This is a genomic window from Ruminococcus sp. (genome assembly GCF_016283395.1).
Window position 1 is genome coordinate 1 of sequence record NZ_JAEEMU010000038.1, and the last position, 13,883, is coordinate 13,883.

General features: G+C 37.7%; 13 protein-coding genes and 1 pseudogene. 1 reads left to right on the top strand and 13 read right to left on the bottom strand.

Going from position 1 to position 13,883, the window contains the following annotated elements:
• The first annotated feature begins 57 nt into the window (after positions 1-57).
• Positions 58-780: a TraX family protein gene (locus QZZ41_RS06580; RefSeq protein WP_295069679.1), complete on the top strand. Its 723-nt coding sequence runs from the start codon at positions 58-60 to the stop codon at positions 778-780.
• A gap of 54 nt (positions 781-834) precedes the next feature.
• Here QZZ41_RS06580 and QZZ41_RS06585 read toward each other — a convergent pair whose 3' ends face one another.
• From QZZ41_RS06585 to QZZ41_RS06645, 13 genes and pseudogenes are all read right to left on the bottom strand, one after another.
• Positions 835-2,424: an MAC/perforin domain-containing protein gene (locus tag QZZ41_RS06585; RefSeq protein ID WP_295069681.1), complete on the bottom strand. Its 1,590-nt coding sequence runs from the start codon at positions 2,422-2,424 to the stop codon at positions 835-837.
• A gap of 41 nt (positions 2,425-2,465) precedes the next feature.
• Positions 2,466-2,726 (bottom strand): annotated as a pseudogene (locus tag QZZ41_RS06590) (IS1380 family transposase); the annotation flags it as partial.
• A 28-nt stretch (positions 2,727-2,754) separates the two neighbouring features.
• Entirely contained in the window at positions 2,755-4,212 is a 1,458-nt protein-coding gene (locus tag QZZ41_RS06595; protein WP_295069683.1) for an MAC/perforin domain-containing protein, read from the bottom strand.
• 457 nt (positions 4,213-4,669) lie between these two features.
• Positions 4,670-5,074: a hypothetical protein gene (locus tag QZZ41_RS06600; protein WP_295069685.1), complete on the bottom strand. Its 405-nt coding sequence runs from the start codon at positions 5,072-5,074 to the stop codon at positions 4,670-4,672.
• Between the two features lie 387 nt (positions 5,075-5,461).
• The gene (locus tag QZZ41_RS06605; protein ID WP_295069686.1) at positions 5,462-6,157 is read right to left on the bottom strand and encodes a hypothetical protein; all 696 of its coding nucleotides are present in this window, start codon (positions 6,155-6,157) and stop codon (positions 5,462-5,464) included.
• A gap of 12 nt (positions 6,158-6,169) precedes the next feature.
• A complete protein-coding gene (locus QZZ41_RS06610) occupies positions 6,170-7,201 on the bottom strand; it encodes a DnaA/Hda family protein (protein WP_295069688.1) in 1,032 nt (343 codons plus the stop codon).
• A 340-nt stretch (positions 7,202-7,541) separates the two neighbouring features.
• Positions 7,542-8,558, bottom strand: a complete 1,017-nt coding sequence (locus tag QZZ41_RS06615; protein WP_295069690.1) for an ADP-ribosylglycohydrolase family protein — start codon at positions 8,556-8,558, stop codon at positions 7,542-7,544.
• Between the two features lie 33 nt (positions 8,559-8,591).
• A complete protein-coding gene (locus tag QZZ41_RS06620; RefSeq protein ID WP_295069692.1) occupies positions 8,592-9,902 on the bottom strand; it encodes a hypothetical protein in 1,311 nt (436 codons plus the stop codon).
• Positions 9,903-10,137: 235 nt separating this feature from the next.
• Complete coding sequence (locus QZZ41_RS06625; RefSeq protein WP_295069693.1) at positions 10,138-10,647, bottom strand: hypothetical protein; 510 nt, start codon at positions 10,645-10,647, stop codon at positions 10,138-10,140.
• Positions 10,648-10,757: 110 nt separating this feature from the next.
• A complete protein-coding gene (locus tag QZZ41_RS06630; protein WP_295069695.1) occupies positions 10,758-10,970 on the bottom strand; it encodes a hypothetical protein in 213 nt (70 codons plus the stop codon).
• A 78-nt stretch (positions 10,971-11,048) separates the two neighbouring features.
• Complete coding sequence (locus QZZ41_RS06635) at positions 11,049-11,996, bottom strand: hypothetical protein (protein ID WP_295069697.1); 948 nt, start codon at positions 11,994-11,996, stop codon at positions 11,049-11,051.
• Positions 11,997-12,085: 89 nt separating this feature from the next.
• The gene (locus QZZ41_RS06640; protein WP_295069699.1) at positions 12,086-13,039 is read right to left on the bottom strand and encodes a hypothetical protein; all 954 of its coding nucleotides are present in this window, start codon (positions 13,037-13,039) and stop codon (positions 12,086-12,088) included.
• Positions 13,040-13,120: 81 nt separating this feature from the next.
• Positions 13,121-13,723 (bottom strand): hypothetical protein, encoded by a 603-nt coding sequence (locus QZZ41_RS06645; protein ID WP_295069701.1) that lies wholly within the window; start codon positions 13,721-13,723, stop codon positions 13,121-13,123.
• Between the last annotated feature and the right edge of the window lie 160 nt (positions 13,724-13,883).

Sequence of the window (13,883 nt, forward strand, 5' to 3'; positions counted from 1 at the left end):
AAGCAAAGAAAACATTCACAGGAACGCAGATATTCTTCCCAATGGAGTATTTCAGTTATGAAAAAATTGACCGCAACACAAATAAAGGTCATAGCTATAATTGCTATGACCTTAGACCACATTGCATATACTTTTCTTCCAGCCGGTACGGCTCCCCATTATATCCTGCACCTTATCGGTAAGACAACGGCTCCCATTATGTGCTTCTTTCTTGCTGAAGGTTTCAGGCATACACATGATAAAAAGAGGTACTTACTCAGATTACTATTGTTCGCTGCCATAAGTCAGCCTGTATATTATATATATGTATACGGAAGTGTCCCCGACAGTGTACTGCGGTTTATAAGCAGTCTGAACTTCTTATTTGCGCTGGTGCTTTCGTTCATCTGCTTGCTGATCCTGACGAATGATAAGCTGGACTTTACAGCCAAAGGTATATTAACTGCAATTACAATTTCATTCGCACAGTTTGTGGACTGGGGCTATATAATTCCGGTCTGGACTATAATATTTTTCTTTTTCAATAATGACAGGTGTAAGATGCTGGTTGCATTTATTGCAGCAACGATAATAATTCTGCCGGTAACATTCCTTAAATACTACGACAGCTTTGTAGCTTTCTCTTTCAATTATGGTGCGCTGCTCGCTTTGATACCGATACATCTATATAGCGGTGAGCGTGACCGAAGCAGCACTCCTTTGAAAAAGAAAATCAATCGTTGGTTTTTCTATGTTTACTATCCGATGCACATGATGATTCTTATCATCGCCAATAAATAGAGGCGGTACAATTGCAACGCCTCTATCATGATTATATTATACAAATAATATATGCTAACGTATCATCGCCATATAAATTCTATTACCAAACATACTATCATTTAGGTCGGCGCCTTGTGCGCTGTCGGCCCATTTTATTATATAATGATTAGCATCAGTAGGAGTCCTGTCTAAATATGCTTCTAATTTTCTTATAGGCTTATAATGCTTATCCCTGGTAATATTCATATATACATATGTACCATCAAAACCTAGACCAAAAACATTTTCAAAACTGACATCTGAAAATGTTTTTTTATTAATTGAAGGTCTACTATTGAGATCCTGTCTAATTGTTTCATAAGATACTTTTATTCCATTTTCGTCTGTAAGCTCAACTGGAACTCTTGTATCTGTCCATTCCTTAGACGCTATAATATCAGCCAGCACTTTCATTTGCTGTCTAAGATTGTTTTTACTGCTAATGACTTTATTTAATTCCTCAGATGTGAAAAGTTCTTCTTTCGGGTAACAATATCTTGTACACAGGATATTTGTGATGGCTCTACTCTTTGGTCCCATTTTATAACATAAATATATGATATCAGCTGGAGTACCTTGACTTATTTTATAACCGTGATTAAGGTCGGTCTCAAGTAGATTATAACCATTAGGACGTTTGCGCTTAGCATCCTCACAGTTCCTTCCTGTGACAAACTTAATATCTACGATATATGAAGCACTTGTAATATTGGCTTCGATTTTTGCATACTCATCTTCATAATAGTTCTGAAGTTGTTTTTGACGATTGCTGTTTTCAGCAAACTTCCATACAGGAATTAAATTCTCATTGCTGTATATACCGCAAAAAACAGCTGTATTCTTATCAACACTGTCAGACCATTTTTGATATGCGGTTGGAAAACTTTTCATAGAAGCACAAGCTAAACCGTTTCCGCCTAAAGCTGTGGCAGTAAAGAAAGCATTAGAAGCAATAATCTCAGCTGCTTCATTCCATTCTGCAGTAGTTTCATTATTAACGATATTGCCTATACCGAATTTCAGTTTAGTATTGATATTCTGAGAATGTGAGGCACTATCCTTATGATAAGAAAGCGAAGCATCCGCACGTCCACCATATATGCCACCTGTTATAAGATGGGTGCCGTACTTTCTGAATAATACTTCAGGAGAAACATTACTGTCATTGAGCTCTTTTGAAAAATCTTCATCGAGCTTATTTATGTATTCGTTTTCGTCAAGCCATACTTTGGCAATCTTCCTTATAGCTACTATTTTAGTAAATACTCGATCAGACTCAGTGCTGTCTTCCTTGGTAAAACCAAAGCTGATACCAGCACTAAATATACTGTATTTAGCATTCAACGAATCTGTCATCTGAAACTTTTCATACAGATTTTCAACGGATTCTTCTGTTTCGGCTCTGTATTCTGTTTTGTTTTCAATTTTGATGCTGATATGATCCTGAGATCTGTACTCTTCTTTAAGCATAGGATGCAATGAACATATCATATCGGTATCCGTAGCTAATGTATTCAAACCATATCCAAGTACATTCCTGCCTTTACCTTCATTGAAAGTAAACTGCAAAGGTTGATTTGTGTTGTTTTCGAGGTTGTTGATTTCTTCAGTTGTTTTTGCCATGATAGATCGCTCCTTTTTAATAATACCTGATTCCGCAAAACTCAAAACGCTTCAGCGATTCTGAGGAAAGTACAAATCCAGCCGTTAGAGTGACCGAGCGCAAGTCGTAATTTACGTGCGTGATCAGTCAGATGACCTGCGATCAGAATTAGATTGTCGATCACAGTCCGGATTCTTCTGCGCTTAATCGTGCTGTGACGGATGGGCATATCATTGCCTTTCATCGCTGCTGTTCCAATGATGCGAAGAATGTTGTAAGAGATCATCGTGAGTTTCAGAATTAGTACGTTGGTTTCAAATTTGCTATGTTTCATTTTTATTCAGTATATATTATTTCTTGTAGCGAATAAAGATATCATCTGTTTTACCACCGCAGCCTTTGTTTACGTCTGCAATCTCCCTGCTATTCTTCCATGTTACGGTACTCCAATCACGCCCCTTTGCTTTTGAAGTAGAACTGCAATCAACGTCAAGGCGGCGAATAGGAGCATATTCTTTATCTTTAGTGGTAAGCAGATAAATATATTTACCTCCTCCATTATGATTAAGATCCTCTGCATGGCGGCTATACGATGCCCTAATGCCGTCAGGCGCCAAAACATTACAAGTCATTGGTTTCAGCTCCTTATCATCGTATTCACACAGAATATTTGTAACAGCATTTGCCTTACCGCCTAATTTATAGCAAAGATAAATATAATCCGTATCAGAACCACAGCCTTTATTTAGGTCAGCATCAATCAGATAATAACCTCTAGGGCACTTTTCTTTAGCTCTATTCGGCTTACTGTCATAAACGATCACAATATCATTTATATATGAATCATTTGAAGCAAGTACTCCGTCAATTTCAGCAATCCTTGAATCATAATACTTCATCAGTTCGCTTCTTCGTGCTGTATTTGTAGTTAATTCCCATACAGGAACAAATGCTCCATTTTCTGGAATACCACAAAATACACTATTAGACTTATTAAACGAAGAAAGCCAGTTTTTATAAGCTGAAGGGAAACTGTCCATCGATGTGGTGTCAAAAGCTGTTCCACCAATAGAAGAAGCATGAAAATTCGAACGGGATGACATATTTTTCACGAAATTACTCCATTCTGTACTGGTGCTTACTTTAGCAATATCCTTGAAGCCTGCTTCAGCCTTAGTTTTAATTTCTGATGTTTCCTCATCTGTATTCTTAAGAGTTGACAGACTGACATCAGCACGTCCGCCATAGTATGCGCCAACGATAAGATGAGTTCCGTATCTTTCAAATAACGTAATCGGCGACAATGACGAGTTAAGATCTGCAGAAAACTCAGTATCCAGATTCTGGATATAATTACTTAGCTTTGAACGCTCGCGATATATAGTAGTCAGTGCATAGATCTTTGTGTAAGCTCTTTCCTCAGTGCTATTTTTAGAATTTGAATACTCAGCTGTAAATCCTGCCTTAAATCCACAGAACGAAGCGTCTGCAGATGTTTTAAGAGAAAATCTCTCAGACAAATCTGTGAGTGATTCTTCTACAGCGCACTTAAAGTCGGTAGACGGCATTGACACTTCGTCAATGTTGCTTTCTGTTCTGCCACTTGCATTGAGTATTGGATGAACACGGGTAACGTCTCTTATTCCTGGGTATTTAGCAGTCAATGCATTGATTCCATATCCGATTACTGTGTTAGTCTTTTCGGCAGGTGTTGGTGCTGTAGGTCTTGTTCGACGATTACCTGTTCTTACAGTTCTTGCAGTAGCATGTGCAAGGCCCTTTAATTCTGTTGATGACATTTTTTCCATAACAATCTCTCCTTAAAAAATAATAATTATTTGATTTATATATTCTGTCTGTAGGAATACCGTTCGGCGCCTGAACTTTTCCTTACCTCTGTGGTATGGTCTTATTATATCATGGCAAAATGCTCTTGTGTTCAGAATTACAAATTTGTAATCTTGAAAATAACGATACATTTGTATAATGGCAAGCATAACCGCAGCAGAACTCCATTGAAAAAGAAAATCTCTCGTTGGTTCTTCTATGTTTACTATCCGCTGCACATGATGATTCTTATCATTGTCCCAAAATAGAGGCAGTACAAATGCACCGCCTCTATTTTGATTATGTATTATATATAGGCTGATTACACACTTCGGTTATCTGAGGCAGTGCATTCTTATCAATAACATCAGTAAACACCTTAGCTGTGTTAAACTTTCCGCTTAATTCTAACATAATAGCATTCCTTTCAAAACAAGTTTATTTATTCAATTCTTTCCATACCCGATGCAGTATTGCATAAACGTACTCATTATAATCCGTTTCATCGGTTGGAGGTATATCAAGTACCTCTCTGGCAAACGCTCCAACTGCACGGGAACGTGACACTCCTGCAAAACAGTGTATAAGTAGAGTATCAACATCCTCTGAGTGAGCCTTTATAAATTTGACAATAGCTATCGCCTGTGGAAAAGAGATAAGTCTCAGCCCATGCTCAGGTTCTTCGATATCGTCAAAATATAGAGTCAGAACATCCTTGCAATACTTGTTTTTCTTAAGTTCAAAGCCGAAGCCACCACCATATGTGTCCTGAATTGAGATAGCTGCATAAGTATCGGTCTTTTCAGCGTATTCGGTAACGCCTGGTTCACAGAAATGCCTCATTACATAGCGAAGGGCGTTTCTGGCGGAAGTAACTAATATTCTCGGCTTTTTTATAATTACCTCTCCTTAAGACTCATCTTATCTACCACATCTGATAATACATATTTTCGCTCTGTATATTGGTTATAATCAATGGAACAGCATCTATCATTTTTCTTTTACTGTCCCATGATAACTTGCCAAAAAATGACAGTGAACGAAGTGGTTTGACGCCGAATGTGTAATTGTATGTATGCATTGTTCTTTTGCAAACTATTTTTCCAGATGAGGAACGATACTTATTAAACCATATTTCGACAGGGATTTCTTCGCATCCATACTTGAAATAGGTGCAAACAGCATATGCATCCCAGAAATAATATTTATCAAATACACATACAGGCTTTGTTACTGTAAATGAAGCGTATACAGGCTGCTTTTTTTCAGCAGAGCGTTTATAATCTCCTCGGCAGTATGGTACAGCATATTTCCCTCTGATAATGCTTTCTCAAGCTCACATTTAAGGTCAACGGCTGAATTTCCATCCTCATGTGTATAGCCTTCAAGGATTGTTTCTGGCAATTGCATTTTAGATATATGCGTCCTTAGAGTCTCTGCATCAACAGCGTAATAGTATTTGTTATCATGGTATCTCTTATGCTGTTCAAGCGCATCAAATATCTTATGGTAAACTACTTGATTAGGATAATAATTATAATTCGTGAAAATCGATATTCCTGAATGATAAAAATGTTCCAGTATTGCAGCGGCAGTGGCTGCGCTTCTGCTTTGACCGTATTCGCACTGACAGATAATATCCCTCCCCTTATCGTATGCGCTGTAGACAAATGCGGCAATATCTGGAGCTTCAGGAAAATAAGTATCGTATGTGTATCCCTTACGTCTAAGGACATCAAGGTCAAGATCGTCAAGTTCGCTATAAAAGACAGTATCACAGACGCCGCTATAATCAACGTGTGAGTAATCTTCGTCAATACGCTTTATCGCCGGATCGTAAAAGCTGATAACAGCGGTATTTTTGGGGAACTTGCCATCTGCAATAATGGACTCAATTGCTTCCCTTGAATATACAGATACTCTCATCAATACCTCCGATCATCTATCCAAACGCCAATGTATCTTTGATAGTCTCTTTCCGCTGCGTGTGCTTTTATATCCTTCGCAGTACCTGTTGAACCAATTATCAAACTCGTCTATCTTAATCTCAAGGCAATCCGATGTTCCTGCGTGATGCGGTAGCGGTATGAACAGGACACCATCACCATAGAATCCTTCTTCATACATTATGATATCATAGGAGGTGAGCGTATATATCAGTCCTTTAAGAAACAGAATGCAGGCGTTTTGCTCCCATACTTCGATATTAGACAGCAATTTACAGTGCAATACAGTATCAACGCGGTTAAGATAGCAGATGATTTTGGCGTCTTCACGGTCAATATCGAAAAGTCTGATATTTTGGCTGAAATACGACCAGACATTTTTGAAATATGATTTGAATGATTCTATGCTGAATTCCTTATCGTGCGATATTCCCCAGTAAACCTGTTCTGATTCTTTAAGCAATGAGGCTCGTTTCTCATCACGTTCCTGATTTTGCTCAAATTTTGCATGGATATACGCCCGTGTGATAACTGCAAAATCTCCACAGAACTCACGAATGACCAGCCTATCCTGAATTCCATATCCTGCTTCCTTCTGAGAAGAAGTCATCATGAAACGCTTTCCTGACTCATAGAACGAATTGAATATCAGTATCAGCTCATTCTGGATAGCTTCCTTGCCGGCAAGCTCCTGAATATCGTCTACCAGCAGTACATCAGCCTGAGTATACTTTTCGCGGAACTGCTTCGCTGAATCGCAGTTAAGAAGAGCATCCACCAGTAAAGACATCATCTCCGCTGTTGTTGTGAGGATTACCGTTTGCTCAGGAGTATTCTGCTCAATTGTATTCTTGACCGCATAAAGTAGGTGTGTTTTGCCTGTTGCAGTTCCTCCAAATAAAGCTAACGGCTTGGAAGAAGCGTCCTCCGCAAATCGTTTTGCTGCCTCATAAGCTTTACTATTGGCTTTTGTGACCTCAAAGCCGTCAAATGTATACTGTCTGCCTTTTTTAATATCATGCATAATTTGCCCTCCAATCAACTATTTTTTAGCGTATATATAGGTGAACCTGAGCCATATCCCTGATAAACCTGATTTCCTTTGATTGTATAAATAGGTGAACCGGAACCATAACCTTGATAAACTCTCATATAAGTCCTCCTTATTGGAAATGCTTTTTTTCTTTCTGATGTTATTATATCACACCTAATATCCCTAAAAGGGGATATTTATTGTGCTGTTGCCTGAGTATGCAAAAAGGCAACACTATGCGTAAACTGTTTTGAATCATTATTCTTTGTACAATTAACAACAAAAGACCTGACATTGATTTTGAAATGTCAGGTCTTTTTCTTATATAAAATTATGTTTTATAATTACAACTAAGTTTATCTGCAATCTCACATATTAAGTTATGAAGCTCGAGATAATCATTGTATTTTTGTGGTATACCATTGTATCCAAGGTATGCTCCGAGAATGTTTCCGCAGACTGCGCCTGTAGAATCACTGTCGCCATCATGGTTTACAGCTGTTCTTATCGCCATATCAAAGTCATTCTCATGTTTTAAGGAACAATACACTGCAATTGCGAGTGTTTCCTCGGCTACCCAGCCTTCTCCAAGTTGATGGATTGCTGAAATATCGTCAATATTTAATTCTGAAAGCTGAATGGCTTTCTGCATAATAGCGGTAAAATCCGTGATATGTTCTGATTTTGGAAACAGTCTTTCCATAGCTGCGTTTGAATCTTTTACAGCCTTTTTTAGTGATGTATCACTTTCTGTAACAGTCCTGACTATATGTACCAGTGCAGCGGCAGGAATAAAGCCGAGGTCATGACCGTGTGTAAGAGCCGCAGCTTCTGCACCGAGCATATCAGACTGTTCATATGAAATTGGCGTATTGCAGAAATACAGCCCAATAGGAGCAACTCGCATAACTCCACCACAACCTTTACTGTCGTTTATTGGATTTTCGGTTGTTCCATTAGCTCCGTCTTTAATTTCGGACAAACAGGTCATGCCCGGAGAACGTCTGCTGTATAGCTCTGGAATATCCATCAGAAACGACTTAGTTTTATCAAGCAAAGGATATGGTTCGGTCTGCGTTCTGTACCAGCATTGATACATTTCTTTTATACAGCTTTCGTAGTCGGAATTGTTATCTGCTGCTATAAGTAGTCCGTTTGCAGTAAACAAGGTCATCTGCGTATCATCGGATATTCTTGCGATACCGTTTCTAAGAGTATATTCTGTTATTCCGTCTTTTCCATATAGTGAGAAAATCTGACCTTCATGCAGAAATTCAACTGCATATCCCAAGGCATCACCGGCAGCTCCGCCTATTAGACAGCCACGAAATTTATCGATGTTTCGCATTTTACCTCCTGTTTATACGAATCTGTTGTCGCTCTATTTCGCTTTACCAAATATCTTTTCTATGCACTCATCAGCTATTTTTGCGCACTGTTGATATGCATCAGAATCAAGTTTTTTTATTATTGCTTTAATTGTGTTTTGAGCTGTTTTCTCAGATGAAAAATCAGGTGTAATAGATATCTCTAAAGGTTTACCTTCTATTTCCTTAAATGTATTTCCCTTGATGATATAACCCTGTCGAGAAAAATAATCTCTTGCCTTCTTATCTAATCCTTTATCGATGTGCTGACTTTCCAAGTGTATACGTATATTAATGTTTGAGGTTTGGTATATAGGTGAACTTGATGTCCATTTTAACTCATAATGGAAGTTAATTTTCTTCCATTCTTCTTTGGAAATAATACTATAAAATTCATTTATAGATTTCCCAATAACTTCGTACCTTCCATTCGACAGTTCTTTAATTTGACGTTCAATCCACTGATGATCAAATTTTTTTGTGGTTGCCTCTGATAGAATTGATGTTCCCATATTAGATTCCTCCTGTATTTCTCTTATATTATTATTCAGCTTACTTAAAACTGTTTTTATAAAATCCTCTTTATTTTTTCCTTTTTTTCTTTCAATCTCGCTAACAACTGTAGGCGAATTTGTCCCAATCAACCAGAAAACTCTATCCACAAAGAATACCGAAGCATTATTATCCTGTGCCATTAAGTTTACTGCCTTAAATACTGATTCATCATTTTTATCTGCCAGTTTTAGTTCGAAAAAAATGGAGGTAAGAACACTATCAGGCTTGGCAAATCCATTTGCTCCTATATCTTTCAACCAATTGCAAACCATTTTGAATTTCCAAAGAGTTATATTACGTGAAACGATGTCTTTTATAAGATTGATTCTATCATCAGCATTTTTAAGCTGATTGAATGAAGAAAGCATCGACTCAATAGAATCGAATTGAGCTAAGTATTCAGCAACACCGCATATATTCTTTGAAAATTTTTCCCATGAATTCGTTCCTTCTGGTTGTATCTTTTCAATGAAGCAATTGAATAGTTTTTTATATCGTTCGTCTTTTCCGTTGCCATATTGTTTTAGAACTTGTTTGTAATCAAAATTGAAAAGGCAGTTTTTGATTATGTTATAGTTATCATCATAATGAATAACTCCACCCGTCACTGTAATATCTCTTACTGAGCTTACTGCAACTTCAAAGGCTTCTTCTAAGGAGTGCATTTGTGGTTCTTCAAAATAATGTTTGTATTTCAGTGGGTTAGCATTTTGCTCTAAATACTGCTTAGCTTCATTAAAGATAATCCGATTCAATTCATGAATATTCATATCAAAATCCTCCTTAAAAAGATATTTTATAATGCCAGCCTGAAACCGAACTTCCGCTGGCAGATAAAGTTTTTATTACAGTCTCACACAAAAGATGTTTTTTCATTAATATCTTTACACTGAACATTTACAAAAACATATAAATTATAGATAATAACGAAAAACGATAACCTTGAACATGAACACAGTCATATTCAAAAAAGGGGCGTGTGAGAACTGTAAACGGAAAGTGAAATCAGATATCTATATCAAATTCCACAGTATTATTGACCAGATCGAGAGCTGTCTGAGCTTTTGACAGAATATCCGATAACTCGTTATAGTTTCTGCTGACTTCTTCTATGTCGTAATTGGCATATTTATAGTCGATGATAGTTCCGCCGCTCGAATAACCTGTGTTTACTCTGACTTTGGGCATTGCGTCTCTCATTTTAGAGAGAAGGGCAACCTTGCTGTTGAGTTGCGGCATATATACAAGCATCTCGTCGATAGTGATATCGAAATCTGGAATGATAGTAACTGTGTTGAACACGTTTATAGCGTGCTTTACCTTGCGTATCTTCTTTTCGAGTTCGTTCTGTTCGTCACGCATTTCCTTGAAATTATACGCAGGACGCACAGATTCGATGTCCTCCTGAATTGCAGCGACAAAGCTGCTTGAATTTGACTCTTTAAGCTGTAATGCTCTCAGTTCTTCGTTGAGCTTGCGCAGCAGCTTTGCTGCCTGTGCTGATGTTACACGCATATTTTTTCCTCCTTATTGATTGCCTTTTTTCTTATGATTACATTGACACATCAGACAGAATAAAACTGTCCGATATGAATATTACTTGTTAGCCTATGTTTGGGAAATACTTATCTTAGAGCTCTCCATTTTTGGAAAGAAGAGCATCCACCGTTTGCCTGCTTGGTCTGTTTCCAGCATCCTGAATTCTGATTAAGACATTTTCCCGTAGCCATAGGGCTGTTGACCTCTAATCGGCTGCCCCACTGGTCGCAGAGCCTTCTTTCGCCCGACCAGAGAGCGCAGGTGGCGCAGTACTTTGAATCACGGGTGAACTGATACATGATCATACCTCCTTGAATCATAGCTTGGCTTGTGTAAAAGTATATCACACTAAATAGGACAAATTTGTCCTATTTCGCTTATGCGTTTTCCCATGCGAGTTCCTGAATATCTCTTATCAACTCCTTCGGATCCTCATCATACTCCCTAACTAAGCAATATTTGCTTCTGCCAGTTGTGATGCAGTCCAGAAAAACCTCGATAAAGGTGGTTCTTCCATACTTAAGCTGCATCCTGATCTGTCTGCTGTGAAGTTCGACGCTGCGTTCTTCCATTTCCTTACCGGATTCGCACGAATACGGACATATATTTATCGCAGGGACTACGATTCTTTTGATAAGCTCGTATTCCCAATAGTAATCTGAGGTATTTATCTTAAAGCATTCTGGTTCCAATGCTAAATACAAAATCTTTTGTATTACGCTATCTATAGAAAATCCATATAAGACAGTATCCTGTAGACCTCTGTTAGTATCAATACATGTGAACCAATAATTTATATATGACTCATCGGCATCATTGACTTGTGACAATACATAGATCTGTCTACCATAAAGCTCTATTATACATTCTGATGAATCATACCCAAGTAAACATGCTCTTTCCAAGTAAGCATCTATACTTTGACGTGATTTTTCGATGAGTATGTTTTCTATCTGTTTATATGTGTTTACGGATTTGTCTGTTTCTATCCTGAATACTTTCTGAGGAAATGGCTTCCACGCCAGTCCGTATATCTCGGCTATTATTAACTTGGTTATATTATTCTCGTTAAGCCATGCCTCATCATCAAGAAAGAATTCTTCGCAAAACCATATATTAGAATCAAGGCAATATATCTTAACGTTTATCCAATTTGATTCGCTATCAGCGTAAGAAAAGCCAATTTCGATTTTTCTGTTATTGATACTGAACCAGTGTACAGATGTACCTTCGATACGAAAACGAGTATATGCCTCATAGAATTTCTGGCTGATATCCAACCACTTACTTAGTTCTTCCCATTTTTCCAGAGAAATATAATCCATACACAGCCTCCTATTAAAAGAAAGATAAACGGTGTTTTTCTGTAATAACATTATAACACACTGAATAGGACAAATTTGTCCTATTTCGCTTATGCATTCTCCCATGCGAGTTCCTGAATTCTGTATATCAGTTCCTCACATACATCTTCTACCTCCACACGATTACTTTCCTTAGGAAGCTCTAATTCGTAAGATTTTCCTGTTGTGAAACATTTGGAAATAATGATTAAGCTGCTGTCATTGTGCTCAAACTGTATTTTGATAAGCCTGTTATGTATCTTGAAGTATCGATCACCAATGACGTCGCCTTCCCAAATATAGTGAAGATTATTAAAAGGATACCTGACAATATGTAATCCATAATTCTCCAATCTACCTACTAAGGCATCTCTGATAAGGCTGTGTTCCCATTCGAAATCCGAAACATTGAACTCAATGATCTCCGGTTCTAATGCCATATCCTGTATCAAGTTAATTAGATACTCAGTGTCAGCTTCTTCCTGATCAACGACCATTGAGCAGTTAATACCTGTATCAAGACAATACAGATACACCTCAATCCATCCGTTCTCTTCCCACATACCATGATGAGTAAAGTATACATTGATCCTACGATCATAAAGTTCGATGATAAAACTTACGTCACCTTTAGCCTTCCAAGACTCACCACTGGTGTCCTCATAGCAATAACGATATTTTTCTACGAGTATATCTTTTAATTTGACGAACGCCTCTTCGGAATTAGTTGCTTGTATCTTGTATTCTTCCAGTTCCTCAGCATCAAGTGCGAGCCAGAGAATCATACTTATTAGTTCTTCTGTATTCTGAGAAGAACCGTCATAACAGCCACTCAGACTCCTTATAATCTCAGAACAATTTAATTCTACTGACACAAAATCAACGTGATCAAAAAAAGAAATCTCTATATTTCTATTGTTATGCTCTATCAAATGTTTCTCCGTACCTTCCAAGCGGAACTTGACATACGCCTCGAAGAATTTCTGACTTACATCTACCCAAGCTGGTCTTGAATAATAATCCATACGCTACCTCCTGTCGGAATGAATGGTGTACGCTGTTTTCTTGTATAGCACACCGAACAGAACAAATTTGTCCTGTAGCGTTTATGTTTCCTCCCACGCAAGATCTTGGATAAGTCTGATTATGTCTTCTGGGTTTTGTTCTTCTATGTAAACACATCTGGTACAATAATTTTTTGTAGTAACGCAGTCGATATAAACGTCAATTATTCCATTGTCATCGAGTTCAAATATGACTTTGAACACTCTGTCGTGAAGTTCTATGATACGGATTTCTGTTCCAACTTCCTCCCACGCTTCTGAAGCAGGATCATAATAACAATCTTGATATGCACCAACTAATGTTTCTCTGAGCTGCTCATACTCCTCTTCGGAATCACTTGTTGTGATTTTAGTTATATCCAGAAATTGCGGCTTTTTGGCAAGCCAGTATAGCATTTTTATTATTTCCTCTGTGGCATGAGTTGACAAGTCAAAATACGGCTCCAGAAATCTCTCAATTTCGGGACAATACAGTATAACTTTGATAAGATTGGGATCATTATTATCGTTTGGTAAAAATGTAATCTCAATATCTCTGTTATTGAGCTTGATCCAAGTTGTTTCCTTGCCTTCTTTGTAAAACAAAGAGTATGCATCAATGAAGCTCCTGCTGATTTCTATCCATCTTTCCTCTGGAATAAACATACATTTACCTCCTGATCTCAAATAACGTCATTGTTTTTCTTTCTGACGTTATTATATCACACAGAACACCCCTAAAAGGGGATGTTTTTGCACGATGAAATCAGGAGCTGTAAAAGGCGATTTTATGCGCAAAATGCCTTTTATAGTTTTGCCTGTATAG

What these genes read in the sequence shown, in the direction of transcription:
- QZZ41_RS06645 (WP_295069701.1), bottom strand. Translation starts at nt 13,723, where the DNA reads ATGTTTATTCCAGAGGAAAGATGGATAGAAATCAGCAGGAGCTTCATT.
- QZZ41_RS06620 (WP_295069692.1), bottom strand. Translation starts at nt 9,902, where the DNA reads ATGAATATTCATGAATTGAATCGGATTATCTTTAATGAAGCTAAGCAG.
- QZZ41_RS06615 (WP_295069690.1), bottom strand. Translation starts at nt 8,558, where the DNA reads ATGCGAAACATCGATAAATTTCGTGGCTGTCTAATAGGCGGAGCTGCC.
- QZZ41_RS06580 (WP_295069679.1), top strand. Translation starts at nt 58, where the DNA reads ATGAAAAAATTGACCGCAACACAAATAAAGGTCATAGCTATAATTGCT.
- QZZ41_RS06585 (WP_295069681.1), bottom strand. Translation starts at nt 2,424, where the DNA reads ATGGCAAAAACAACTGAAGAAATCAACAACCTCGAAAACAACACAAAT.
- QZZ41_RS06610 (WP_295069688.1), bottom strand. Translation starts at nt 7,201, where the DNA reads ATGCATGATATTAAAAAAGGCAGACAGTATACATTTGACGGCTTTGAG.
- QZZ41_RS06635 (WP_295069697.1), bottom strand. Translation starts at nt 11,996, where the DNA reads ATGGATTATATTTCTCTGGAAAAATGGGAAGAACTAAGTAAGTGGTTG.
- QZZ41_RS06595 (WP_295069683.1), bottom strand. Translation starts at nt 4,212, where the DNA reads ATGGAAAAAATGTCATCAACAGAATTAAAGGGCCTTGCACATGCTACT.
- QZZ41_RS06630 (WP_295069695.1), bottom strand. Translation starts at nt 10,970, where the DNA reads ATGTATCAGTTCACCCGTGATTCAAAGTACTGCGCCACCTGCGCTCTC.
- QZZ41_RS06640 (WP_295069699.1), bottom strand. Translation starts at nt 13,039, where the DNA reads ATGGATTATTATTCAAGACCAGCTTGGGTAGATGTAAGTCAGAAATTC.
- QZZ41_RS06600 (WP_295069685.1), bottom strand. Translation starts at nt 5,074, where the DNA reads ATGAGGCATTTCTGTGAACCAGGCGTTACCGAATACGCTGAAAAGACC.
- QZZ41_RS06625 (WP_295069693.1), bottom strand. Translation starts at nt 10,647, where the DNA reads ATGCGTGTAACATCAGCACAGGCAGCAAAGCTGCTGCGCAAGCTCAAC.
- QZZ41_RS06605 (WP_295069686.1), bottom strand. Translation starts at nt 6,157, where the DNA reads ATGAGAGTATCTGTATATTCAAGGGAAGCAATTGAGTCCATTATTGCA.